A 21,898-nucleotide genomic window follows, 5' to 3' on the forward strand; every position below is an offset into this window, starting at 1 on the left:
TGCGTCATTCCCGCATTTCCTGCCCGCTTGCACCGCCTGCACGCATCGTGCCACCAGTGATGCTCCCTGTGCAGCGGCTCTCCACCCGATCGGCCCCGGATGGACGCACGGCATGATGGTCGGTATGCGTGCTGTGGTACAGAGAGTGGACGGGGCAAACGTCGTCGTGGACGGCGAGACGGTCGGCGAGATCGTCGGCCAGGGGCTGTGCGTGCTGGTCGGGGTGACGCATGACGACACTCCGGAGAAGGCGGCCCAGCTCGCCCGCAAGCTGTGGTCCGTAAGGATCCTCCAGGGCGAGAAGTCCTGCTCGGACACGGCCGCCCCGCTGCTGGTCATCAGCCAGTTCACGCTCTACGGCGACGCCCGTAAGGGGCGCCGTCCCACCTGGAACGCGGCGGCGCCCGGTGGGGTCGCCGAGCCGCTCGTCGACGAGGTGGTGGCCCAGTTGCGGAAGCTGGGCGCACACGTGGAAACGGGCCGGTTCGGAGCGGACATGAAGGTCTCGCTCACGAACGACGGCCCGTTCACGGTGTTGATCGAGGTCTAGCGCGACCTCACCGTCTGGCGCGACCTCACCTCGAGGTCTGGCGCGACCGCACCGGGCTCACGGCTCCACGACCGTCTCCTGTGCGGCGGCCGTGGAGTCGGCGATCAGCTCCGCGTCCACCGGCACATTGCGCTTGACCAGTGCGAGCGCGATGGGCCCCAGCTCGTGGTGGCGGGCGGAGGAGGTGATGAACCCCAACTGGCGGCCCTCCTCGCCCTCCGAGGCCAGCCGTATGGGCGCGCCGTGGGAGGGCAGCGTCACCTCGCTGCCGTCGAGGTGGAGGAAGACCAGCCGGCGCGGTGGCTTCCCCAGGTTCTGCACCCGGGCCACGGTCTCCTGGCCGCGGTAGCAGCCCTTCTGCAGATGGACGGCGGAGCCGATCCACCCCAGCTCATGCGGGATGGTGCGGTGGTCGGTCTCCAGGCCGACCCGCGGCCGGTGGGCCTCGACGCGCAGCGCCTCGTACGCCAGCACTCCGATCGCCGGCCCGCTCGCCTCGGCGAAGTCGGTGAGCCGCGCACGCGGCAGGAAGAGATCCCGGCCGTGCGGGGTCTCGCGGACGACGGTGTCCTCGGGAGCCTCGGTGATGCTGCCCGCCGGGAGGTGGACGACCGCGTAGTCGTCGCTGCGGTCCGCGATGTCGACCCGGTAGAAGAACTTCATGCTCTCCAGGTAGGCGATCAGATCGCCCTGGCTGTCGGGCTCCACATGGGCCCAGGTCGTTTCGCCGTCGTCGACGATATAGAGCGCGTGTTCGATATGGCCGTGGGTGGAGAGGATCAGGGCTTCGGTGGCCTGGCCCGGCGGAAGTTCGCTGACGTGCTGAGTGATCAGCAGATGCAGCCAGCTCAGCCGGTCGGCACCGGTGACCGTGACCACTCCGCGGTGCGAGAGGTCCACGAAGCCGGTGCCGTCGGCGAGCGCGCGCTGCTCGCGGAACAGGTCGCCGTAGTGGGCGGCGACGCCTTCGTCGGGGCCCTCGCCGGGGACGGCGCCGGGCAGCGACAGCAAAGGGCTCTTCATGAACTCAGCCTACGGCCTGCGGGCTCGGCCCTCACCGGAGCCGTTTTGGCCGTCGTCTCCACCGCGCTGTCGGGCGGAGCACGCGGCACACCGGCCGAAGATCGCGAAGTGCTTCAGATCGGTCTCGAAACCGAAGTCCGCCCGGAGCTGCCGGGTGAAGGCGTCGGCCACGGAGACATCGGCCTCGATCACATCCGTGCAGTCGCGGCACACCATATGGATGTGATGGTGCCGGTCGGCCAGATGGTACGTGGGGGCGCCGTGGCCGAGATGGGCATGGCTGACCAGGCCCAGCTCCTCCAGCAGCTCCAGCGTGCGGTAGACCGTGGAGATGTTGACGCCGCTCGCGGTGCGGCGCACCTCGGTGAGGATCTCGTCCGGAGTGGCGTGCTCCAGATGATCGACGGCTTCGAGCACGAGCTGGCGCTGCGGGGTCAGCCGGTAGCCGCGCTCCCGCAGATCGCTCTTCCAGTCGGTGGTCGCCACGGTGCAAGTGTAGGCGGGCACGCGGTCACCGGCCGGACGCGCAGGGGCAGAACCGGCCGCGGCAGGGAAGAGCCGGGCTCGGTGGCAGGTGGAACGGCCCGGACGTGCTCCGAGGCGGAACAGCCGGGGAGCGCTCAGCGGAAGAAGGCGATCCCGTCGTCCGGCAGGTCCTTCAGGTCCTTGGCCCACTCCCGGGGGTCGACGACCTTCTTCAGATGCGCGGACATGTACGGGCGCAGCTCGACCTCGGGGGTGGCCTTCTCGCCGACCCACATCAGATCGCTGTTGACGTAGCCGTACAGCCGCTTGCCGCCCGCGTACGGGGCCGCGTGCGCGGTGCGCGCCACCGCGTCCGTCGCCAGGTCGATCTGCGGCTTGCCGTCCGCGAGCTCGCCGTACCAGATTTCGACGATGCCCTGGTCCCGGCTCATCACGACCTCGACCTTGCGGTCCTTGTCGATCCGCCAGTAGCCGGACTCGGTCTCCAGGGGGCGCACCTTCTTGCCCTCGGAGTCCAGCACCCAGGTGTGCGAGACGTACTCGATGAAGTCGCGGCCGTCGTGCGTGAAGGTGGCCTCCTGGCCGAAGTTGCACTTCTCGGCCCCGGGGAAGTCCGATACGCCCGCGCCTTCCCAGTTGCCCAGGAGGAAGGCGAGCGGCACGAGGTCCGGGTGGAGGTCGGACGGAATCTGGATCATGAATTCAGGCGATCTGTCGAGAGTCGAGCCGTGACGGCCGGGCGGGAGGGGGTCAGCGCTGGCCCTGGTACAGCTTCTTCCAGGTCAGCGCGGCGAAGCCGAGCGTGGCCACGGCGACCAGGATCATCAGGGTGGTGAAGAAAGCCTCAAGCACGAGCGCGCTCCTCGGAACAGACGACGGACGGCACCGAGTCTAGTCGGCGCCGGGACGGCCGGTGGAGACAGGTCGCCGTGCCGCGCCCGGGCCACCGTGCCGACTCTAAGGTTGGCGTATGGCGAAGAAGCTGGTGATCAAGGTGACGGCGGGCGCGGACGCTCCCGAGCGGTGCTCCCAGGCGTTCACGGTGGCGGCGGTGGCCGCGGCGAGCGGGGTCGAGGTCTCGCTCTGGCTGACCGGGGAGTCGACGTGGTTCGCGCTGCCGGGCCGGGCGGCGGAGTTCGAACTGCCGCATGCGGCGCCGCTGCCGGATCTGATCGACGGCATCCTTACGGGCGGCGGCACGATCACGGTGTGCACCCAGTGCGCGGCGCGCCGCGAGATCGAGGAGAAGGATCTGATCGAGGGTGCCCGGATCGCGGGCGCTCAGGTCTTCGTGAGCGAGATCATGCCGGACGGCGTCCAAGCGCTCGTGTACTAGGGCGGTCCTCAACAACCCCGGCCGCCAGGGGCGGTCCTCAGCACCCCGGGCTGGCAGGGCGGTCCGCTACGCCCCGGCCGGGGCCCGGTCAGTGGCCCCTGCCGGGCCCCGATCGGCCGGGGCGGTTGTGCTGGTGGTCAATGCCGGTGGTTGTGCTCGTCCAGCTCCCGCCACCACCGGTCGGATTCCTCGTCCCCCGACTCATCCCACCACCGGTCGTCCGGGCCCCGGCGATTGGCCACTATGGCGGCCAGGGGCGGGATCACCATGGCGACGATACACATCGCGACCGCGGCGGGTACGGACCACAAGCGCACAAACGCCCACGCCGAGATGAAGAGCGTCAGACACGCGCCCATCAGGAAAAAATATGCGTGGCGGCGTCGCGCGTACATATCTCCAGCGTACGTCCGGGACCGCCGCGCCGACAGATGAAGGACAGCGGCGGCCGAGAGGCGCAGACAGACGGACGGAGGGCCGCACCCCGCCGAGGCGTCCAACCCCGGGGTGCGGCCCTCCGGCCGTGTGTCACGACGCGCCGTCACACGTCAGACGGCGATGGCGACCTCCGCCAGCCCGCCCTTCTGGGCGACAACAGTGCGGTCCGCGCTGCCGCCGGGAACCAGGGCACGCAGCGTCCAGGTGCCCTCCGCGGCGTAGAAACGGAACTGTCCGGTCGCGGAGGTGGGGACCTCGGCGGTGAACTCGCCGGTGCTGTCCAGCAGCCGGACGTAGCCGGTGACCGGCTCGCCGTCGCGGGTCACCGAACCCTGGATGGTGGTCTCACCGGGCTTGATCGTCGAGGCGTCGGGGCCGCCGGCCTTGGCTCCACACATGGATGTCTGTCCTTACGTTCGGGGGCGCGTTCGGGGAGAGGGGTCAGCTATCGGCGCCGAGCTCGACCGGCACGCCGACCAGCGAGCCGTACTCGGTCCAGGAGCCGTCGTAGTTCTTGACGTTGGTCTGGCCCAGGAGCTCGTGCAGGACGAACCAGCTGTGAGCGGAGCGCTCACCGATGCGGCAGTAGGCGATGGTGTCCTTCGCCAGGTCGACGCCCGCGCTCTCGTAGATCTCCTTGAGCTCGTCGTCGGACCGGAAGGTGCCGTCGTCGTTGGCCGACTTCGACCAGGGGATGTTGCGGGCGCTGGGCACGTGGCCCGGACGCTGCGACTGCTCCTGGGGGAGGTGGGCCGGGGCGAGCAGCTTGCCGGAGAACTCGTCGGGGGAGCGCACGTCGACGAGGTTCAGCGAGCCGATGGCGTCGACGACCTCGTCGCGGAAGGCGCGGATGGAGGCGTCCTGCGGCTTGGCCTTGTACTCGGTCGCCGCGCGGGTCGGCACCTCGGCGACCAGGTCGCGGGAGTCGAGCTCCCACTTCTTACGGCCGCCGTCGAGCAGCTTCACGTCCTGGTGGCCGTAGAGCTTGAAGTACCAGTAGGCGTACGCCGCGAACCAGTTGTTGTTGCCGCCGTAGAGGACGACCGTGTCGTCGTTGGCGATGCCCTTCTCCGACAGGAGCTTCTCGAAGCCGGCCTGGTCGACGAAGTCACGGCGCACCGGGTCCTGGAGGTCCTGCTTCCAGTCGATCCGTACGGCGTTCTTGATGTGGTTCTTGTCGTAGGCCGACGTGTCCTCGTCCACCTCGACGATGACCGTCTTGGGGTCGTCGATCCGGTCCTGGACCCACTCGGCGTCCACCAGGACGTCACTGCGGCTCATGTTCTCTCCTCCGGGGCAGTTGCGGCGGTACGGGCACGCTCGCGACGCGGCGCCGCGCGGGGCGTGCGGCGAGCGTACGAGCGAAAGTGCGGGAAGGCCCGGCTGACGGGCCGAGGAGGGGGCCGGTCCGAGGCGTGCCGGACCGCGTCCCGTTTCAGACGGTGCGACAGAGCATGGCGGCGACGCGGCACAGGTCGACTGCCCGCCGCTTCGTGAGATCCGCCTGTCGCTTCATGCGTCCGATCGTAGGGATGGACAGGCGGGCATGTCACCGGCGTGTCGAATGGTGAGACATTATCGTCCGGATAGTGGGATGAGAGGGGGGTGAACGCCCCGGAGGCGGGGCCGCCCGGGCAGACGAAGGCCACGGGCGGTCATGTACGCGGACGAGATCGTCTCAGCGAATGGACCAGGGGCGAGATCGGGCGCCCCTGGTGCTGATCGCGTCAGCCCGTCAGTTGGACGTTATTACCCGTGACCGAGACGTCTATGCCGTCCTTGGTGGTCTCCACCTTGTCGAGCCGCATGCCGGAGGGCAGTCCCTCGATCTTCCGCTCGATGTCGGCCTTCTCGCGCACCTTGTCCTCCCACTGGGGGATGCTGCCGCCCGGGATGGACTCGGCGTGCAGCCGGATGGTGGTCCCGTTCACGATGGTGACCTGGGAGTGGGCGGTGAGGGTGAGGCCCAGCAGACTGCCGGTGATCTTGACCTTGTTGCTCCCCGACGAGTCGTAGCCGACGGTCACCCCCGGACCGGCGGCCTGCGAGAGGTCCGCGTAGCTGATGTGGGCCGAGCCGGTGGCGCGGTCGGCGCTGGCCGAGGAGAAGCTGCCCGAGATGCGGACGTTGTGCAGCTTCGCGTCGAGTTCGGTGACCCGGACGCTGCGGCCGTCCCCCGTGGCCGTCGTCAGCCCGTCCACATTGACGTCGACCTCGTCCAGCTCCTTGCCTGCGACCTGGGTGAGGAAGGGGAAGCCCTTGATCGAGACATTGGGCGTGGTGGTCAGGCCCTGCGAACTCTTGATCTTGTCTGCGGCCTTCGACTCCGCGATGTTCACCGCGATGCGGTCGGCGGCCACGAAGAGGCCGCCGAGTATCACGACGACGATCAAGGTGATGCGTAGTGCGCGCATGTGCGTGGGTCCCCCAGGCTCTTGCTCAGGCCCTCGCCTGAGGCTGCGAGCCTATCCGGAGCGGCCGGGCGGGAGCCGGGGAGTCAGCCCAGTGCGCGGCCGATCACATAGACCACGGGGGCGGCGGCCGCGAGCGGCAGCGCCACGCCGGCCGTCATATGGACGAAGCGCGAGGGGTAGTCGTAGCTGGCGACCCGGTGGCCGATCAGCGCGCAGGCCCCGGCCGCGAACCCGAGCAGGGCGGCGGTGGAGGTGCCCGTTCCGGTGAGCTGCCCGGCCCCGACCCCGGCGCCCGTGGCGGCCGCCAGCGCGACCACGACGGCGGCGGCGGTCGGCAGCGGCAGCGCCCTGACGAGCACGGCCACGGCGACGGCGGCCGCCCCCACCACGACGGCGTCCGAGGATTCGGCGACGGCGGCCAGATGACCGGCCGCGAGCACCGTAAGGGCCGTGGACGCCACAGCGGCCGTCAGCCCGTACAGCCGCTCGTCCGCGGAGGCGTGGCTGCGCAACTGGAGGATCACCACCAGCAGCAGCCAGACGCCGATGGTGCCGATGAGGACCGTCGGGGCGTGCGCGGGCTCGGTGGCGAGCAGGCCGATGCTGGCGGCCAGACCGCCCGCGTAGGCGAGCGCGATGCCCTGCCGGGCGGGCCACATGCCGTTCAGCCGGAACCAGCCGGCCGCCGTGACCGCCTGCAGCACCGCCACCACGACGGCGACCGCCGGGCGGCCCAGCGGCGCGGTGGCCGCGAGCAGGCCGGCGAGCGCGGCGGTCAGCGCGGCGGGGACGAACCCCGGGGGGAGGATCTGCGGACGGCCCTCGGCGCGGGCCTTCTCGGCGGCGGTGAGCGGCCGGTCCGGCTGCGCGGCGGGCGGCTCGGTGGTCGCGGTCGCGGTTGCCGTGGCGGCGGCGGGCGCGGCCTGGGGCTGCTGGGATTGTGCGTGCTGCGCCTGTGGGTGCTGGGCCTGGGCCGGGTGCGGGTGCGGGTGCGGGGGCTGGGCCGGTTGCTGGGCGGCGGGCTGGTACGGGGGCTGCTGCTGATCCCAGCCCTGGGCGTACTGCCCCTGGTGGCCCTGATTCGAGTGCTGGCCCTGGTGCGCCTGCTGGCCGTGGTGCCCCTGCTGGGCGGCGTAAGGATCCGCGTACGGCTGCTGCTGGTACTGCTGCTGCGGGTGCTGGTACTGCTGCGGCTGGGCCTGGGCGTACCCCTGCTGCTGCGGATAGCCCTCGTACCCCGGCCAGTCGGCCGGTTGCTGGGCGCCCTGACCGTGGCCGCCGTTGCTGCCCGGGCCACCGTTGCCGCCATTGCCGCCGTAAGGATGCGCGCTCTGGTCGTATCCGCCGTAAGGAGCCTCGTACGACCCGTACGGGGGATACGGCTGCTGGTACTGCTGCTGCGGGTTCTGCGGCTGCTGCGGCTGCTGCGGGTTCTGTTGGTGAGGCTCGTGGGGCTCGTTGGGCTGGTGCGGCTGGTTGCTCATGAGCTCGGGGTTCACCCTCCTGCGAACGGTGGGAGCACCTCGACCGTGCCGCCCTCGGCGAGTTGGATCGTCTTGTGGTCGCGGGTGCCGACCGGGGTTCCGTCGACCAGGAACGAACAGCGCAGCAGTACCCGCGCGAACTCCGGCCGCGCGGTGTGCCGCTCCCGGGCCACATCGAGCGCCTCCGCCAGTGTCCGCGCGGCGTACGGCTCCTCCGCGGTACCGGCCGCGGCGCGGGCGGCGGCCCAGTACCGGATGGTCCCGGCGGGCGTGTTCTTCATCGCCATCGCGATCCCTTTCCCGTCATCTGCCGCCTCCATGATGACGGGTGCGGGCCCGCGCCATGGACCACGCGCGGTTCGTCGAAAATACGGCCGGTTCGGGGCGTGAGTCACTTAAGGTTTCGGTGTGCTGGTACGACTGATACGGGCATATCTGAGGCCCTATACCCGAACGATCACGCTGATCGTTTTATTGCAGCTGGTGCAGACCCTCGCCACCCTCTACCTCCCCGCGCTGAACGCGGACATCATCGACGGCGGAGTGGTGAAGGGCGACACCGGCTACATCGTCCGTGTCGGCGGGCTGATGATCGCCGTCACGTTTGTTCAGATCGTGTGCGCCGCGGGAGCCGTCTACTTCAGCGCCCGTACGTCCATGGCGCTCGGCCGCGATGTGCGCGCCGCCGTCTTCGACCGGGTGCAGTCCTTCTCCGCCCGTGAGATGGGCCACTTCGGGGCGCCGTCCCTGATCACCCGCACCACCAACGATGTGCAGCAGGTGCAGATGCTGTGCCTGATGGCGTTCACGCTGATGGTCTCGGCCCCGATCATGTGCGTCGGCGGTGTGGTCATGGCGCTCAACGAGGACGTTCCGCTGTCGGGGCTGCTCCTGCTCATCGTTCCGGCCCTGGGCGTGGTCGTCACGCTCATCGTCCGCCGGATGCGGCCGCTGTTCCGCCATGTCCAGGACCGCATCGACACGGTCAACCGGGTCCTGCGCGAGCAGATCACCGGTATCCGGGTCATCCGCGCCTTCGTCCGCGACACCCATGAGCGCGACCGCTTCACCACCGCCAACGCCGGGCTGATGGACGTCTCGCTGCGGGCCGGGCGGCTGATGTCGCTGATGTTCCCCGCCGTGATGCTGGTGGTGAACGTCTCCAGCGTGGCCGTCGTCTGGTTCGGCGGGCACCGGATCGACAGCGGCGGGATGCAGATCGGCGCGCTGACCGCGTTCCTCAGCTATCTGGCGCAGATTCTGTCGTCCGTGATGATGGCCACCTTCATGTTCATGATGGTGCCGAGGGCCGAGGTGTGCGCCGAGCGCGTACAGGAGGTGCTGGACACCGAGACCAGTGTCGTACCGCCCCTCGTGCCCGTCACGGCCGCGCCCGCCGACGCCGGACGAGGGCTGCTGGAGCTGCGGGGCGTGGAGTTCCGCTTCCCCGGCGCCGACGAGCCGGTGCTGCGCGACATCTCGCTGATCGCCCGGCCCGGCCGGACCACCGCCGTCATCGGCTCCACCGGCAGCGGCAAGTCGACCCTGCTCGGGCTCGTGCCGCGGCTGTTCGACGCGACCGACGGCAGCGTCCACCTCGACGGGGTGGACGTGCGCGACCTCGACCCGGAGGTGATGACCCGGAACGTCGGGCTCGTCCCGCAGAAGCCGTATCTCTTCGCCGGAACCGTCGCCTCGAACCTGCGGTACGGCAATCCCGACGCCACCGACGAGGAGCTGTGGCGGGCCCTGGAGACCGCCCAGGCACGGGAGTTCGTGGAGTCCATGGAGGCCGGGCTCGACGCCCCCATCGCCCAGGGCGGGACGAATGTGTCCGGCGGGCAGCGGCAGCGGCTGGCCATTGCCCGGGCCCTGGTCCGCAGGCCGTCCGTCTACCTCTTCGACGATTCCTTCTCCGCGCTCGACTACGCCACCGACGCCCGGCTGAGGGCGGCGCTCGTGGACGAGACGGAGAACGCGACGGTCGTCATCGTCGCCCAGCGGGTGTCCACCATCCGGGGCGCCGATCTGATCGTGGTGCTCGACGCGGGGCGGATCGTCGGCGCCGGTACCCACGGCGAGCTGATGGCCGGCAACGAGACCTACCGCGAGATCGTGCTCTCCCAGCTCACCGAACAGGAGGCGGCATGAGCGGCACCTCGGCACCCCGCAGGGGCCCGGCGCCCGGCGCCGGACCCGGCCGCTTCATGGGCGGGCAGCCGACCGAGCGGTCCCTGGACTTCCGCGGCTCCGGCCGCCGGCTGCTGGCCCGGCTCCGCCCCGAGCGCGGTATCGCGCTGCTGGTGCTCGCGCTGGGCACGGGCAGCGTCGCGCTCGCGGTGGCGGGTCCGAAGATCCTCGGCGAGGCGACCGACCTGATCTTCGCGGGCCTCATCGGACGGCAACTGCCCGACGGGGCCGGCAAGGAGCAGGCCGTCCAGTGGCTGCGCGACAGGGACCAGGGCACGGTCGCCGACATGGTGGCCTCGATGGACGTCACCCCCGGCCAGGGCATCGACTTCCACGCGGTCGGCATCGTGCTGCTGTGGGCCACGGCGTTGTACGTCGTCGCCGCGCTTCTGGGCCTGGTGCAGGCGCGGGTGGCCACGGCCATCGTCCAGCGCGCGGTCTTCCGGCTGCGCGAGGACGTGGAGCACAAGCTGGCGCGGCTGCCGCTGTCGTACTTCGACAAGCAGTCGCGCGGTGAGGTGCTCTCGCGCGCCACCAACGACATCGACAACATCCAGCAGACGCTGCAGCAGACCCTCAGCCAGATCCTGGCCTCGCTGCTGACGATCGTGGGCGTGCTGTCGATGATGTTCTGGATCTCGCCGCTGCTGGCGCTGGTGGCGCTGATCACCGTCCCGGTCTCGGTGTGGGTGACGACGCGCATCGGCAAGCGCGCCCAGCCGCAGTTCGTCGCCCAGTGGAAGACCACGGGCAAGCTCAACGCCCATATCGAGGAGATGTACACCGGCCACTCGCTGGTGAAGGTCTTCGGGCGGGAGAAGGAGTCCGCGGAGCTGTTCCGGGAGCAGAACGACAAGCTCTACGCGGCGGGCTTCAAGGCCCAGTCCATCTCCGGGCTGATCCAGCCCTCGATGATGTTCATCGGGAACCTCAACTATGTGCTGGTGGCCGTGGTCGGCGGGCTCCGGGTGGCCTCCGGCGCGCTGTCGATCGGCGATGTCCAGGCGTTCGTCCAGTACTCCCGGCAGTTCAGCCAGCCGCTCACCCAGGTGGCCTCCATGGCCAACATGGTGCAGTCGGGCGTGGCCTCCGCCGAGCGGGTCTTCGAGCTGCTGGACGCGCCGGAGCAGAGCGCGGAGCCGGTGGACGCGCGGCGGCCGGAGGCGGTGCGGGGGCAGGTCGCGTTCGAGGACGTCTCCTTCCGCTACCAGCCGGAGACACCGCTCATCGACGGCCTGTCGCTGTCGGTGCGGCCCGGGCAGACGGTGGCCATCGTCGGCCCGACCGGCGCCGGGAAGACCACGCTGGTCAATCTGCTGATGCGGTTCTACGAGGTCAGCGGCGGGCGGATCACGCTGGACGGGGTGGACATCGCCGAGATGTCACGGGAGGAGCTGCGCTCCCATATCGGGATGGTGCTGCAGGACACCTGGCTGTTCGGTGGGACGATCGCCGAGAACATCGCGTACGGCGCGCAAGGGGCGACCTTCGAGAAGATCGTCGAGGCGGCGACGGCCACCTATGTGGACCGCTTCGTACGGACCCTGCCGGACGGCTACGACTCGGTGATCGACGAGGAGGGCTCCAATGTCAGCGCCGGGGAGAAGCAGCTCATCACGATCGCCCGGGCGTTCCTCTCCGAGCCGTCGATCCTGGTGCTGGACGAGGCCACCAGCTCGGTCGACACCCGTACCGAGGTCCTCATCCAGCGGGCGATGGCCTCGCTGCGGAGCGGCCGTACCAGCTTCGTGATCGCGCACCGGCTGTCGACCATCCGGGACGCGGACGTGATCCTGGTGATGGAGTCGGGGCGGATCGTGGAGCAGGGCTCGCATGACGCGCTGCTCGCGGCGGGCGGTGCGTACGCCCGGCTGTACGCGTCCCAGTTCGCGGAGCCCGTGGCGGAGGCCGAGTAGCCGCGCTCGCCCGGGGGCCGTTGCGGCGCGGGCCGCTCAGCCAGGGGCCCCTCAGGCGTGGGCCGCCGCCCAGTCGGCGATGCGGTCCAGCAGGGCGGGGGAGGCGGCGGTCTCGGCGTGGCCGAAGCCCGGTTCGATCCACAGCTCCGAGGCGGACGGGTCCGCCGCCGACGCCAGCATCCGCGGATGGTCCAGCGGGAAGTACGGATCCCGGTCGCCGTGCACGATCAGCAGCGGCGTCGGCGCGATCAGCGGCGCCGCGGCCACCGGGGACAGCGGATCGACGGCCCACCCGCGCGGGTCGATCCGGGTGCGCAGCCCGTAGCGGGAGACCAGTCGGCCCGCCGGCCGGGTGATCGCCCAGTGGACCCGCCGCATGGGCGCGGTGCCCCGGTAGTACCAGCGGGCGGGTGCGCTCACCGCGACCACGGCATCGGGCGCGGCGCCGTCGGCCGCCTCGCCGGGCGCGCCCGGCGCCTGGCCGCCCGTCGAGGCGGCCGCGGGGTCCGTGCGCCCTGGCGAGCGCCCCGTGCGCTCCCCATCGTGTGCGACATGCACCGGCTGCATTTCTTCGTTCTTCCCGTACAGCGCCGCCTGCCGGATCACCACCGACCCGCCCATCGAGAAGCCGACCGTGACGACCCGCCGATGCCCGAGGCGACGCGCCCAGCGCACCGCGGCGGCCAGGTCCAGCACCTCGCGATCGCCGACCGTGGACCGCCCGCCGGACCGGCCATGGCCCCGGAACGAGAACGTGATCACGGCCGTACGCTGGCGAAACGCCGACGCCACCCGTCGTAGCGCGGGGCGCTCCAGGGCGCCGGTGAACCCGTGCCCGACCACCAGCACGAGATGGTCGGAGGGTTCGGTGCCGGGCGCCGGGGAAGGCTCGTACAGCGCCTCGATCGAGACGCCGTCATCGGTCAGCAGCGTGGCCCGCCGCTCTCCTGTCATTTCCGTGAAAGGACAACGGGGAGCAGATTGAGCCTCTCGGGCACATGTCATGTGGGTTATTCTGCTGTGAAGAGGATCCGGGCAACGTAGCCCCCGGGTCCTTTTGTGCTTTCGGGGCGTGATGCGCGTTTGAGCGCACCGTCGCTCCAAGGGTGCGGAGCGTGACCGTACGAAGTAGTAGCCGCAGACTCCCCCGGGCGCGGCCCGGGAGGTGCCCCTCTCGCAAGGGACCGAGGAGGAACCGACGTAATGGGCGAGCGAAGCGTGCACAACCTCGAGAACATGGCCGGGGCGGGTGGTGGACGATGAGTTCCCTCCTGCTGCTGACCAACGCACTTCAGCCCTCGACGGAGGTGCTCCCCGCCCTCGGCCTCCTGCTGCACAGCGTGCGGGTGGCTCCCGCCGAAGGCCCGGCCCTGGTGGACACCCCGGGAGCCGATGTCATCCTGATCGACGGCCGCCGCGATCTGCCGCAGGTGCGCAGCCTGTGCCAGTTGCTGCGGTCCACCGGCCCCGGCTGCCCGCTGATCCTGGTGGTGACCGAGGGCGGGCTGGCCGCCGTCACCGCCGACTGGGGCGTCGACGACGTCCTGTTGGACACCGCGGGCCCGGCGGAGGTCGAGGCCCGGCTGCGGCTGGCCATGGGCCGCCAGCAGATCACCACCGACGACAGCCCGACGGAGATCCGCAACGGCGATCTGTCGGTCGACGAGGCCACCTACAGCGCCAAGCTCAAGGGGCGTGTGCTCGATCTCACATTCAAGGAGTTCGAGCTGCTGAAGTATCTCGCGCAGCACCCCGGCCGGGTCTTCACCCGGGCGCAGCTCCTGCAGGAGGTCTGGGGCTACGACTACTTCGGCGGCACCCGCACCGTGGACGTCCATGTCCGGCGGCTGCGCGCCAAGCTGGGCCCGGAGCACGAGTCCCTGATCGGCACCGTGCGGAACGTGGGCTACCGCTTCGTCGCGCCGGAGAAGGTCGAGCGCGCCGCCGAGGAGGCCCGGGCCAACGCCGCGGCGCGGGGCGCCGCGCCGGGCGACGCGGCGCGCGGCGAGCACCCCGGCGAGGCGCCCGGCTCCGTGGCGAGGGCCGCTGCCGCACGACCGGCCAACAGCTAGCTGGACCCGCGTAGACTTCGCGCGTGGCCAAGGTGACGCGGGATGATGTGGCAAGGCTTGCGGGGACTTCGACCGCGGTCGTCAGTTACGTCATCAATAACGGACCCCGGCCGGTCGCCCCGGCCACGCGCGAGCGGGTGCTTGCCGCGATCAAGGAGCTCGGCTACCGGCCGGACCGCGTCGCGCAGGCGATGGCGAGCCGCCGGACCGATCTCATAGGGCTGATCGTTCCGGACGCCCGGCAGCCGTTCTTCGCGGAGATGGCACACGCCGTCGAGCAGGCGGCCGCCGAGCGCGGAAAGATGGTGCTGGTCGGCAACTCCGACTACCTCGACGAGCGCGAAGTGCACTATCTGCGCGCCTTCCTGGGGATGCGGGTGTCCGGGCTGATCCTCATCAGCCAGGGCCCGAGCGAGAACGCGGCGGCCGAGATCGAGGCGTGGGACGCCCGGGTGGTGCTGCTGCACGAGCGGCCCGAGGCGATCGACGACGTGGCGGTGGTGCTGGACGACGTCGGCGGCGCGCAGCTCGCGGTGCGGCATCTGCTGGAGCACGGCCATGACTACGTGGCGTGCCTCGGCGGCACCGAGATAACCCCGACCATCGGCGACCCCGTCACCGACCACGTCGAGGGCTGGCGCCGCGCGATGCACGAGGCGGGCCGCCCCACGGAGGGGCGGCTCTTCCAGGCCCCGTACAACCGGTACGACGCCTATAAGGTCGCCCTCGACCTGCTGGCCGGCCCCGACCGGCCCCCGGCCATCTTCTGCGCCACCGACGACCAGGCTTTCGGGGTGCTGCGGGCCGCGCGTGAGCTGCGGATCGAGGTACCGCAGGAGCTGGCGGTGGCCGGCTTCGACGATGTGAAGGAAGCCCACCTCACCGACCCCCCGCTGACCACGGTCGGCTCCGACCGCCCCGCGATGGCGCGCGCCGCGGTCGATCTGGTGCTGGACGACGGCGTCCGCCTGGCCAGCTCCCGCCGCGAGCGGGTCAAGCAGTTCCCGTCGGCCCTGGTGGTCCGCCACTCCTGCGGCTGCGTCTAGCGCGGAGCGCTTCTGTCGGGGTCGGGGCCCTGGGACCCCGACGACCCCTGTTGTCTTCACCGTCCGGCGGGTTCGGCCCTGCGGGCCGGTTGTGCTGTGGGGGAGAGGCGCCTGCCTTGCGGGTGCGCGCCGGTGTGGAGGCCCGTTCTGGGGTCGGCGTCCGCCGCGCCCTGTGGGCTGCTTTCCCGGCGGGCGGCGCCCGCGCGTCGCGGGGCCCTGCGGCCCCGCGAACCGATGCCATGCGCGGCGCGTGCCCGCCCAGTGGCCTCCCCTGCGGAGAGATTCCGCGCTTGCGAGGCTTGTGATCCCGGCGTTCCATGGCTGGGCCCCGATGTTCGCGGAGGCGCCGCGCCCTGCGGGTGGTGTGCGCCTCCGGGGCGCAGCGTCCGCCTTACGGCGGCGTGCCGGCGGGGCGCGACGCCCACGTTCTGCGGCGGGACTTCGCTGACCTGCGGTGCGGCCGAGGGGGTTTGGGGTCGGCGGGGCCGAGGGGGTTGCGGCGTCCCTCGGCGCCCCGGCAGGCGCGCCCCCGCGGGGGCCTTATGTCGGGCATACCGACTTCTGGTGGGGTTCTTAGCGGGCACTCAGGGGACTCTCATACTTCGGTCGCACAGTCATAGACATGACGGACAGCACCCGCCGTAGCGGCGCAGACGAGCCCTATCCCTTCTCGTACGGCGGTGGTGCGGGGTATCCCGATCCGCCCGGGTATGAGCCTCAGCAGGCGGTCACCACGCCGTCCGGGGTCACCGTGTGGCCGAGTGGTGGCAGTGGTGGTGGGGGCGGGGTCGGGGAGGAGGGCGGGGCGTTCGCGGGTGAGGGGGCGCATGGTGGCGGAGGGCGGCGCAGGGCGCGGGCGTCGCGTCCGGTCGCGCTGATCGCGGCCGTGGCGGCGGTCGCGGCGCTCGTGGGCGGCGGGGCGGCCGCGCTGGTCACCAACGCCACGCAGAAGTCCGACACCACGGTCTCCACCCCTGTGGTCAACGCCAAATCCACCAGCAGCAGCGGGGTTTCGGCCGTCGCGGCGGCCGTCAGCCCCAGCATCGTGGAGGTCAGCGCGAGCGGCACCAGCGGTCAGTCCACCGGTTCCGGCGTGGTCATCACCAGCGGCGGCGAGGTCATCACCAACAACCATGTGGTCTCCGGCGCCGACTCGATCAAGGTGACCTTCAGCGACGGCAGTAAGAAGACCGCGACGGTCGTCGGCACCGACAGCAAGAAGGACCTCGCGCTGATCAAGGTGGAGGGTGCGAGCGGGCTCAAGCCCGCGGCCCTCGGCGACTCCAGCAAGGTCACGGTGGGCGACCAGGTCGTGGCCATCGGCTCGCCGGAGGGCCTTACCGGCACCGTCACCAGCGGCATCGTCTCCGCGCTCGACCGCGAGGTCACCGTCTCCACGGACCAGAGCCAGGGCCAGGGGCAAGGCGGCCAGGGGCAAGGCGGTCAGGGGCAGGGTGGCGGCGGCGGTCAGTGGCCCTTCGAGTTCGGCGGCGGCCGGTACAACGGCGACGTCGGCGAGTCGACCACCACCTACAAGGCCCTCCAGACCGACGCCTCGCTCAACCCCGGCAACTCCGGCGGCGCGCTGATCAACATGAGCGGCCAGGTCATCGGCATCAACTCCGCGATGTACTCGGCGGCCTCGGGCCAGAGCTCAAGCAGTGCGGGCAGCGTCGGCCTCGGCTTCTCGATCCCGGTCAACACGGTCAAGTCCGATCTCGCCTCCCTGCGCTCGGGCGGCAGTGACGGCAACGCCTGACCGACCCACGTGCGAGGCTGGCAGCAGCGCGGCGGAGCAGCGACGGAGCCATTCCCGCGGAGCGGCTCGCTCGGCAGCGCGGCCACCTCCCCGCCCACCGTCATCGTGATCGTGAAGGAAACCGACCCATGAGCCCCGCCGACCACGGCGATCAGCCCGCCCGCATCCTGATCGTCGACGACGAGCCGGCCGTCCGGGAAGCCCTGCAGCGCAGCCTCGTCTTCGAGGGCTACGCGACCGAGACCGCCGTGGACGGACTGGACGCGCTGGACAAGGTCGGCTCCTACGACCCCGAACTGATCGTGCTCGATGTGCTGATGCCCCGGATGGACGGGCTGACCGCCGCGCGGCGGCTGCGCGCCACCGGGGTGACGCTGCCGATCCTCATGCTCACCGCGCGGGACACGGTCGGCGACCGGGTCACCGGGCTCGACGCGGGCGCGGATGACTACCTCGTCAAACCCTTCGAACTGGACGAACTGCTGGCCCGCCTCCGCGCCCTGCTGCGCCGCAGCTCCTACACGGGCCTTCAGGGCGCGGCGCTCCCTGAGGGCGACGTGATGGCCTTTGGCGATCTGCGGATGGACCTGACCACCCGCGATGTCACCCGGGGCGGGCGCCGCGTCGAGCTGACGCGCACCGAGTTCACCCTGCTGGAGATGTTCCTGGCCCATCCCCGTCAGGTGCTCACCCGTGAGCAGATCCTGAAGGCGGTGTGGGGCTTCGACTTCGAGCCGTCGTCCAACTCGCTGGACGTGTACGTGATGTATCTGCGCCGTAAGACCGAGGCGGCCGGTGAGCCGCGGCTCGTGCACACCGTGCGCGGGGTGGGGTATGTGCTGCGGCCCGCGGAGGGCGATCCCTCGTGAGGTTCCACAGATTGCCGCTGCGCTCGCGGCTGGCCCTGCTGACCGCGGTGGCTGTCGCGGTGGCGGTGGCGGTGTCCGCGTTCGCGTGCTGGCTGATCGTCCGGGAGCAGCTCAGCGCCCAACTCGACTCGTCCCTGCGCAACGTCAAGGTGGACGAGCGCAATGTGCTGAGCATCCTGGAGGCGTGCCAGAGCCCCGAGGGCGCCGACGGCCACACCCCGCGCGCCCTCGGCTCGTACTCCGTGCAGATCGTGCTGGCCGACGGAAGCCGCTGCACCCAGCCCGGGGCCACCCAGCTCCCGGTGACCACCGCCGATGTGGAGGTGGCCGTCGGGCAGCGGCCGAACGCGCTGCATGACGCGACGGGCGCGGGCGGCGGCGGGGACATGCGGGTGTACACCTACCGGCCGACCGAGGGCCCCGGCAGCCCGCTGCCGCGCGGGATCGCCGTCTCCATGGCCCGCCCGCTGAGCGAGGTCCAGCATCCGCTGGGCACGCTCACCCTCGTCCTCGCGCTCGTCGCCGGGGTCGGCGTCGTCGGCGCGGGCGCCGCGGGCCTGTGGATCGCCAGGACCGGGCTCAAGCCCGTGGACCGGCTGACCGAGGCGGTCGAGCATGTGGCCCGCACGGAGGATCTGGCCGTCCGCATCCCGGCGGAGGGCGATGACGAGATCGCCCGGCTGTCCCGGTCGTTCAACTCCATGACGGCGGCCCTCACCTCCTCCCGCGACCGTCAGCAGCAGCTCATCGCGGATGCCGGACATGAGCTGCGCACCCCGCTCACCTCGCTGCGGACCAATATCGAACTGCTCGCCCGCAGCGAGGAGACCGGCCGCGCGCTGCCGCCCGCCGACCGTAAGGCGCTCATGGGGAGCGTCAAGGCGCAGATGACCGAGCTGGCCGCGCTGATCGGCGATCTGCAGGAGCTGTCCCGGCCCGACGCCCTGCCCGGCAGCGGCCCCCCGCAGGTGATCGCCCTGCACGAGGTGGCGCGGACGGCCCTGGAGCGGGCCCGGCTGCGCGGTGCGCATCTCACGATCAACGCCTCGATCGAGCCCTGGTACGTCCGCGGCGAGGCGGCCACGCTGGAGCGGTCGCTGGTCAACCTCCTCGACAACGCCGTGAAGTTCAGCCCATCGGGTGGTGTGATCGACGTTGTCCTCAGAAGCGGAGAGGTAAGGGTGCGCGACCACGGCCCCGGCATCCCCGCCGAGGAACTGCCGCATGTCTTCGAGCGCTTCTGGCGCTCCCCGTCCGCCCGCAGCATGCCCGGTTCGGGGCTCGGCCTGTCGATCGTGGCCCGTACGGTCCAGCAGGCAGGCGGCCAGGTGGGGCTGGAAGCGGCCCCGGGCGGCGGCACCGTCGCCTGGATCAGGCTCCCGGGGGCGCCGACGGCTCCGCCGGGGATCGACGTCGACTGAGCGTGGCCCGGCGCGGCCGGGCGTGGGGTCCGGCGCGGCCTGGTGTGGCCTGGTGTGGCCTGGTGTGGCCTGGCCTGGCGCGGCCCGGTGCGGCCTGACACGGCGCGGCACGGCCCGGTACGGCCTGGCCCGGCCCGGCGGGGTCCGGCTCGGCGCCGGTCCGGCTCAGCCCGGTGTGGGTCCGGTCCGGCGCCGGTCCGGCTCGGTCCGACGTGGCCTGGCGCCGGCCCGGCCCAGCGCGGTCCGGTCCGGCCCGGCTCGGCGGGGGCCAGCTCGGCTCGACTCGGCGGGGGCCAGCTCGGTCCGACGTGGCCTGGCGCGGGGTCCGGCTCGGCTCGGTCCGCGGGGGTTCTGCTCAGCGGTCCGGCCTGCCCCAGAGCGGGTCCGGAGCGGCCCGGCCTGACCTAGCGCGATTCCGGAGCGGTCCGGCCTGGCTCGGCGGGGGCCAGCTCGGTCCGACGTGGCCTGGCGCGGGGTCCGGCTCGGCTCGGTCCGCGGGGGTTCTGCTCAGCGGTCCGGCCTGCCCCAGAGCGGGTCCGGAGCGGCCCGGCCTGACCTAGCGCGATTCCGGAGCGGCCCGGCCTGGCTCGGCGGGGTCCGCCTCGGCTCGGTCCGGCCCGGTCCGTTCAGCCCGGTCCGCTCAGCCCGGCCCGTTCAGCCCGTTCAGCTCGGTCCGCTCGGTGCGCCCGGTCCGGCTGAGCCCGGACGAGGCCAGCCCGCCCCCCATCAGAACGGCCCGAGCCGGAGCGTCGGTTGGGGGTCCGTGCTCGTCGGGGAGCCGCCCAGGGGGCGGTCCAACGAGCCGCCCTCCAGGGGGCCCTCCAGAGCGCCGTTCCCGGAGCCGTGCAGCCGGGCGTACGCGCCGTTCAGCGCCAGCAGTTCGCGATGGGTGCCGGTCTCCACCACCCTCCCGTGGTCCAGCACCAGGATGCGGTCCGCGTCCGGTGCCAGGTTCAGATCGTGGGTGATCATGAGCGTGGTGCGGCCGGACATCAGCCGCCGCAGCGGCCGGACGACGCGCCGCGCGGCCAGCGCGTCCAGACCGGTGGTGGGCTCGTCCAGGACGAGGACGGGCGCGTCGCGCAGCATTGCGCGGGCGATGGCGATGCGCTGCAATTGGCCGCCGGACAGCCGCGCCGTATGCGGGTCGATCCGGGTGTCGTAGCCCTCCGGCAACGCCGTGATGAAGTCGTGCGCGGCGGCGTCCCGCGCCGCCCGGACGATCTCGTGCTCGGCGGCCCCGGGGCGGCCGCAGGCGATGTTCTCGCGGATGGTGTCGTGCAGGATCAGGGTCTCCTGCGGCAGCAGCGTCACGTTCGTCCGCAGAAAGCCCAGCGGCATCGCGTACAGGGGCACGCCGTCGAGCCGTACGTATCCCTCCGCCGGGTCGTAGAAGCGCGTCAGCAGTTTGGAGACGGTGGACTTGCCCGCCCCGCTCGCCCCGGTGATCAGCACGAACTCACCCGGCCGGGCGGTGAACGAGACGTCGGCCAGGGTGCGCCGGTCGCCCCCGGGGTAGCGGAAGCCGACCCGGTCGAACTCCACCGTGCCGTGCACCCGCCACGGCGCCACCGCGGCCCCGGGCGGCGGATCGCTCACGGCGGGCTCGGCGTCGAGGATCTCCAGCAGCCGCTCGGCGCCCGCCGTCGCCGCCGTAAGGGTGAGACCGAGCTGTCCGAGGTTGCGGATCGGCGGATAGAGATAGCCGAGGAAGGCGGCGAAGGCCAGCAACTGCCCGATGGTCATCCGGTCCTGGGAGATCTCCCAGGCGCCGAGCCCGATCACGGCGAGCACGCACAGCGTCTCGATGACCTCGACCAGTTGCTCGTACAGCTCGCTCATCCGGGCACCGGCCACCGACGCCCGCATCCACGCACGGGCCTCCCGGCCCAGCCGCCGCTCCTCGGCGTCCTTACGGTTGTACGCCTGCGTCAGCACGACGTTGCCGAGCGACTCCTCCACGACGGAGGTGATCGCACCGTCGGCGACCCGCTCGTCCCTCGCCACCGACCCGATCCGCCCGGAGAAGCGTCGCGCGGCCAGCCAGAAGAGCGGCGCCAGGACAAAGGTGACCAGCGCCAGGTCCCAGCGCAACTGGAAGGCGGCGACCGAGAAGAAGACCGTGCTGAAGAGGGCGGCGACGGTGCTCACCACCCCGGAGACCACCATCTGCTCGATGGACTCCACGTCCCCGGTGAGGCGTTCGACCAGATCGCCCTGGCGGTGGCGCTGGAAGAAGTGCGGCGGCAGATCCTGCACATGCGCGAAGACCCGGGCCCGCAGCCGCAGTACGAACCGCTCGGCGATCCATACGGCGAGCGAGTTGCCCGTATAGCCGACGGCCGCGCCGAGCACCGCGACCGCGAGCCACTGCGCGGCAGGCACCCAGAACGCGCCGAGCGAGCCCTGCCGCAGGGCGTTGTCGGTCAGATCGGAGAACAGCAGGATCGCGGCGGTCTCGGCGAGCGCCGCGGCGATGACACAGGCGCAGATGAGCACCAGCCAGCGCCGGTCGCCCCTGGTGAGCGGCCAGAACCGGCGGAACGCCTGCCGCGAGGGCAGCCACGGAGCGGCCCCCTCGCCGCCGGGTTCCCCGGGTTCGCCGCCGGGTTCGCCGGGTTCGCCGCCGGGTTCGCCGGGTTCGCCGCCGGGTTCGCCGTGCTCGCTGTCCCCCGCGTCGACAGGCAGGTACTCCTCGGGGAGCCGCGGGGCCGCCTTCGGCTGATGACGACCGTAAGGGCGCGGCCGCCCGGTGCGCCGATGCCGGCCGAGGCCGGTGGCCGGGTCGGACCCGAGCGTGCGGAGCTGCATGGTGGGCTGGTCTTCGTACGAGGTCACGGCGGTCACTCCCGCTCGGCTCCGGACATGGCCGAGGCGGGCCCGCGGCGCGATGC

21 protein-coding genes are annotated in these 21,898 nt (G+C 71.6%); 9 read left to right on the forward strand and 12 right to left on the reverse strand.

Features of this window, described 5'->3' with window-relative positions; all coding sequences use genetic code 11:
• Positions 1–124 precede the first annotated feature (124 nt).
• Positions 125–550 carry a D-aminoacyl-tRNA deacylase gene (dtd, locus tag STRVI_RS01905; protein ID WP_043237681.1) on the forward strand — a complete coding sequence of 142 codons (426 nt, stop codon included), beginning with the start codon at positions 125–127 and terminating at the stop codon, positions 548–550.
• A gap of 57 nt (positions 551–607) precedes the next feature.
• Here dtd and ygfZ read toward each other — a convergent pair whose 3' ends face one another.
• The 3 genes from ygfZ to STRVI_RS01920 all read right to left on the reverse strand — a co-directional run bounded on the left by ygfZ (position 608) and on the right by STRVI_RS01920 (position 2,757).
• Positions 608–1,573, reverse strand: a complete 966-nt coding sequence (gene ygfZ / locus STRVI_RS01910; RefSeq protein WP_014053924.1) for a CAF17-like 4Fe-4S cluster assembly/insertion protein YgfZ — start codon at positions 1,571–1,573, stop codon at positions 608–610.
• Between the two features lie 9 nt (positions 1,574–1,582).
• On the reverse strand, positions 1,583–2,059 hold the full coding sequence (locus STRVI_RS01915; RefSeq protein WP_043237684.1) for a Fur family transcriptional regulator: 477 nt from the start codon (positions 2,057–2,059) through the stop codon (positions 1,583–1,585).
• 134 nt (positions 2,060–2,193) lie between these two features.
• Positions 2,194–2,757 carry an FABP family protein gene (locus STRVI_RS01920; RefSeq protein WP_014053926.1) on the reverse strand — a complete coding sequence of 188 codons (564 nt, stop codon included), beginning with the start codon at positions 2,755–2,757 and terminating at the stop codon, positions 2,194–2,196.
• Between the two features lie 272 nt (positions 2,758–3,029).
• Here STRVI_RS01920 and STRVI_RS01930 point away from each other — a divergent pair, with 272 nt between their 5' ends.
• Positions 3,030–3,395, forward strand: a complete 366-nt coding sequence (locus STRVI_RS01930) for a DsrE family protein (protein WP_014053928.1) — start codon at positions 3,030–3,032, stop codon at positions 3,393–3,395.
• 137 nt (positions 3,396–3,532) lie between these two features.
• Here STRVI_RS01930 and STRVI_RS01935 read toward each other — a convergent pair whose 3' ends face one another.
• From STRVI_RS01935 to STRVI_RS01960, 7 genes are all read right to left on the reverse strand, one after another.
• Positions 3,533–3,790 (reverse strand): DUF3099 domain-containing protein, encoded by a 258-nt coding sequence (locus STRVI_RS01935; protein WP_014053929.1) that lies wholly within the window; start codon positions 3,788–3,790, stop codon positions 3,533–3,535.
• 153 nt (positions 3,791–3,943) lie between these two features.
• On the reverse strand, positions 3,944–4,231 hold the full coding sequence (locus tag STRVI_RS01940) for a DUF1416 domain-containing protein (protein WP_014053930.1): 288 nt from the start codon (positions 4,229–4,231) through the stop codon (positions 3,944–3,946).
• A 43-nt stretch (positions 4,232–4,274) separates the two neighbouring features.
• Positions 4,275–5,114 (reverse strand): sulfurtransferase, encoded by an 840-nt coding sequence (locus STRVI_RS01945; protein ID WP_014053931.1) that lies wholly within the window; start codon positions 5,112–5,114, stop codon positions 4,275–4,277.
• Positions 5,115–5,268: 154 nt separating this feature from the next.
• Complete coding sequence (locus STRVI_RS55870; RefSeq protein WP_350203226.1) at positions 5,269–5,349, reverse strand: putative leader peptide; 81 nt, start codon at positions 5,347–5,349, stop codon at positions 5,269–5,271.
• Positions 5,350–5,560: 211 nt separating this feature from the next.
• Positions 5,561–6,247: an LmeA family phospholipid-binding protein gene (locus STRVI_RS01950; protein WP_014053932.1), complete on the reverse strand. Its 687-nt coding sequence runs from the start codon at positions 6,245–6,247 to the stop codon at positions 5,561–5,563.
• Between the two features lie 83 nt (positions 6,248–6,330).
• Positions 6,331–7,731, reverse strand: a complete 1,401-nt coding sequence (locus STRVI_RS01955; protein ID WP_014053933.1) for a hypothetical protein — start codon at positions 7,729–7,731, stop codon at positions 6,331–6,333.
• An 11-nt stretch (positions 7,732–7,742) separates the two neighbouring features.
• Entirely contained in the window at positions 7,743–8,018 is a 276-nt protein-coding gene (locus STRVI_RS01960; RefSeq protein ID WP_014053934.1) for a MoaD/ThiS family protein, read from the reverse strand.
• A 121-nt stretch (positions 8,019–8,139) separates the two neighbouring features.
• Between STRVI_RS01960 and STRVI_RS01965 the strand changes: the two genes are divergently transcribed.
• Together STRVI_RS01965 and STRVI_RS01970 are read left to right on the forward strand one after the other, a co-directional pair.
• The gene (locus tag STRVI_RS01965) at positions 8,140–9,882 is read left to right on the forward strand and encodes an ABC transporter ATP-binding protein (protein WP_014053935.1); all 1,743 of its coding nucleotides are present in this window, start codon (positions 8,140–8,142) and stop codon (positions 9,880–9,882) included.
• Positions 9,879–11,837, forward strand: a complete 1,959-nt coding sequence (locus STRVI_RS01970) for an ABC transporter ATP-binding protein (protein ID WP_014053936.1) — start codon at positions 9,879–9,881, stop codon at positions 11,835–11,837. The genes STRVI_RS01965 and STRVI_RS01970 overlap by 4 nt, the downstream gene beginning before the upstream one ends.
• A gap of 51 nt (positions 11,838–11,888) precedes the next feature.
• Here the strand turns inward: STRVI_RS01970 and STRVI_RS01975 are convergent, their stop codons facing one another.
• The gene (locus STRVI_RS01975) at positions 11,889–12,791 is read right to left on the reverse strand and encodes an alpha/beta hydrolase (protein WP_014053937.1); all 903 of its coding nucleotides are present in this window, start codon (positions 12,789–12,791) and stop codon (positions 11,889–11,891) included.
• Positions 12,792–13,096: 305 nt separating this feature from the next.
• Between STRVI_RS01975 and STRVI_RS01980 the strand changes: the two genes are divergently transcribed.
• The 5 genes from STRVI_RS01980 to STRVI_RS02000 all read left to right on the forward strand — a co-directional run bounded on the left by STRVI_RS01980 (position 13,097) and on the right by STRVI_RS02000 (position 19,004).
• Positions 13,097–13,909, forward strand: a complete 813-nt coding sequence (locus STRVI_RS01980) for a response regulator transcription factor (RefSeq protein WP_014053938.1) — start codon at positions 13,097–13,099, stop codon at positions 13,907–13,909.
• A gap of 23 nt (positions 13,910–13,932) precedes the next feature.
• Positions 13,933–14,955: a LacI family DNA-binding transcriptional regulator gene (locus STRVI_RS01985; protein ID WP_014053939.1), complete on the forward strand. Its 1,023-nt coding sequence runs from the start codon at positions 13,933–13,935 to the stop codon at positions 14,953–14,955.
• Positions 14,956–15,577: 622 nt separating this feature from the next.
• Positions 15,578–16,714 (forward strand): S1C family serine protease, encoded by a 1,137-nt coding sequence (locus STRVI_RS01990; RefSeq protein WP_014053940.1) that lies wholly within the window; start codon positions 15,578–15,580, stop codon positions 16,712–16,714.
• A gap of 128 nt (positions 16,715–16,842) precedes the next feature.
• Complete coding sequence (locus tag STRVI_RS01995) at positions 16,843–17,583, forward strand: response regulator transcription factor (protein WP_014053941.1); 741 nt, start codon at positions 16,843–16,845, stop codon at positions 17,581–17,583.
• Entirely contained in the window at positions 17,580–19,004 is a 1,425-nt protein-coding gene (locus STRVI_RS02000; protein ID WP_014053942.1) for a HAMP domain-containing sensor histidine kinase, read from the forward strand. Before STRVI_RS01995 ends, STRVI_RS02000 begins: the two co-directional genes overlap by 4 nt.
• Before the next feature lie 726 nt (positions 19,005–19,730).
• Here STRVI_RS02000 and STRVI_RS02005 read toward each other — a convergent pair.
• Complete coding sequence (locus tag STRVI_RS02005; protein ID WP_251982849.1) at positions 19,731–21,815, reverse strand: ABC transporter ATP-binding protein; 2,085 nt, start codon at positions 21,813–21,815, stop codon at positions 19,731–19,733.
• Positions 21,816–21,898 lie beyond the last annotated feature (83 nt).

It is taken from the genome of Streptomyces violaceusniger Tu 4113, assembly GCF_000147815.2.
Classification (GTDB): Bacteria; Actinomycetota; Actinomycetes; order Streptomycetales; family Streptomycetaceae; genus Streptomyces; species Streptomyces violaceusniger_A.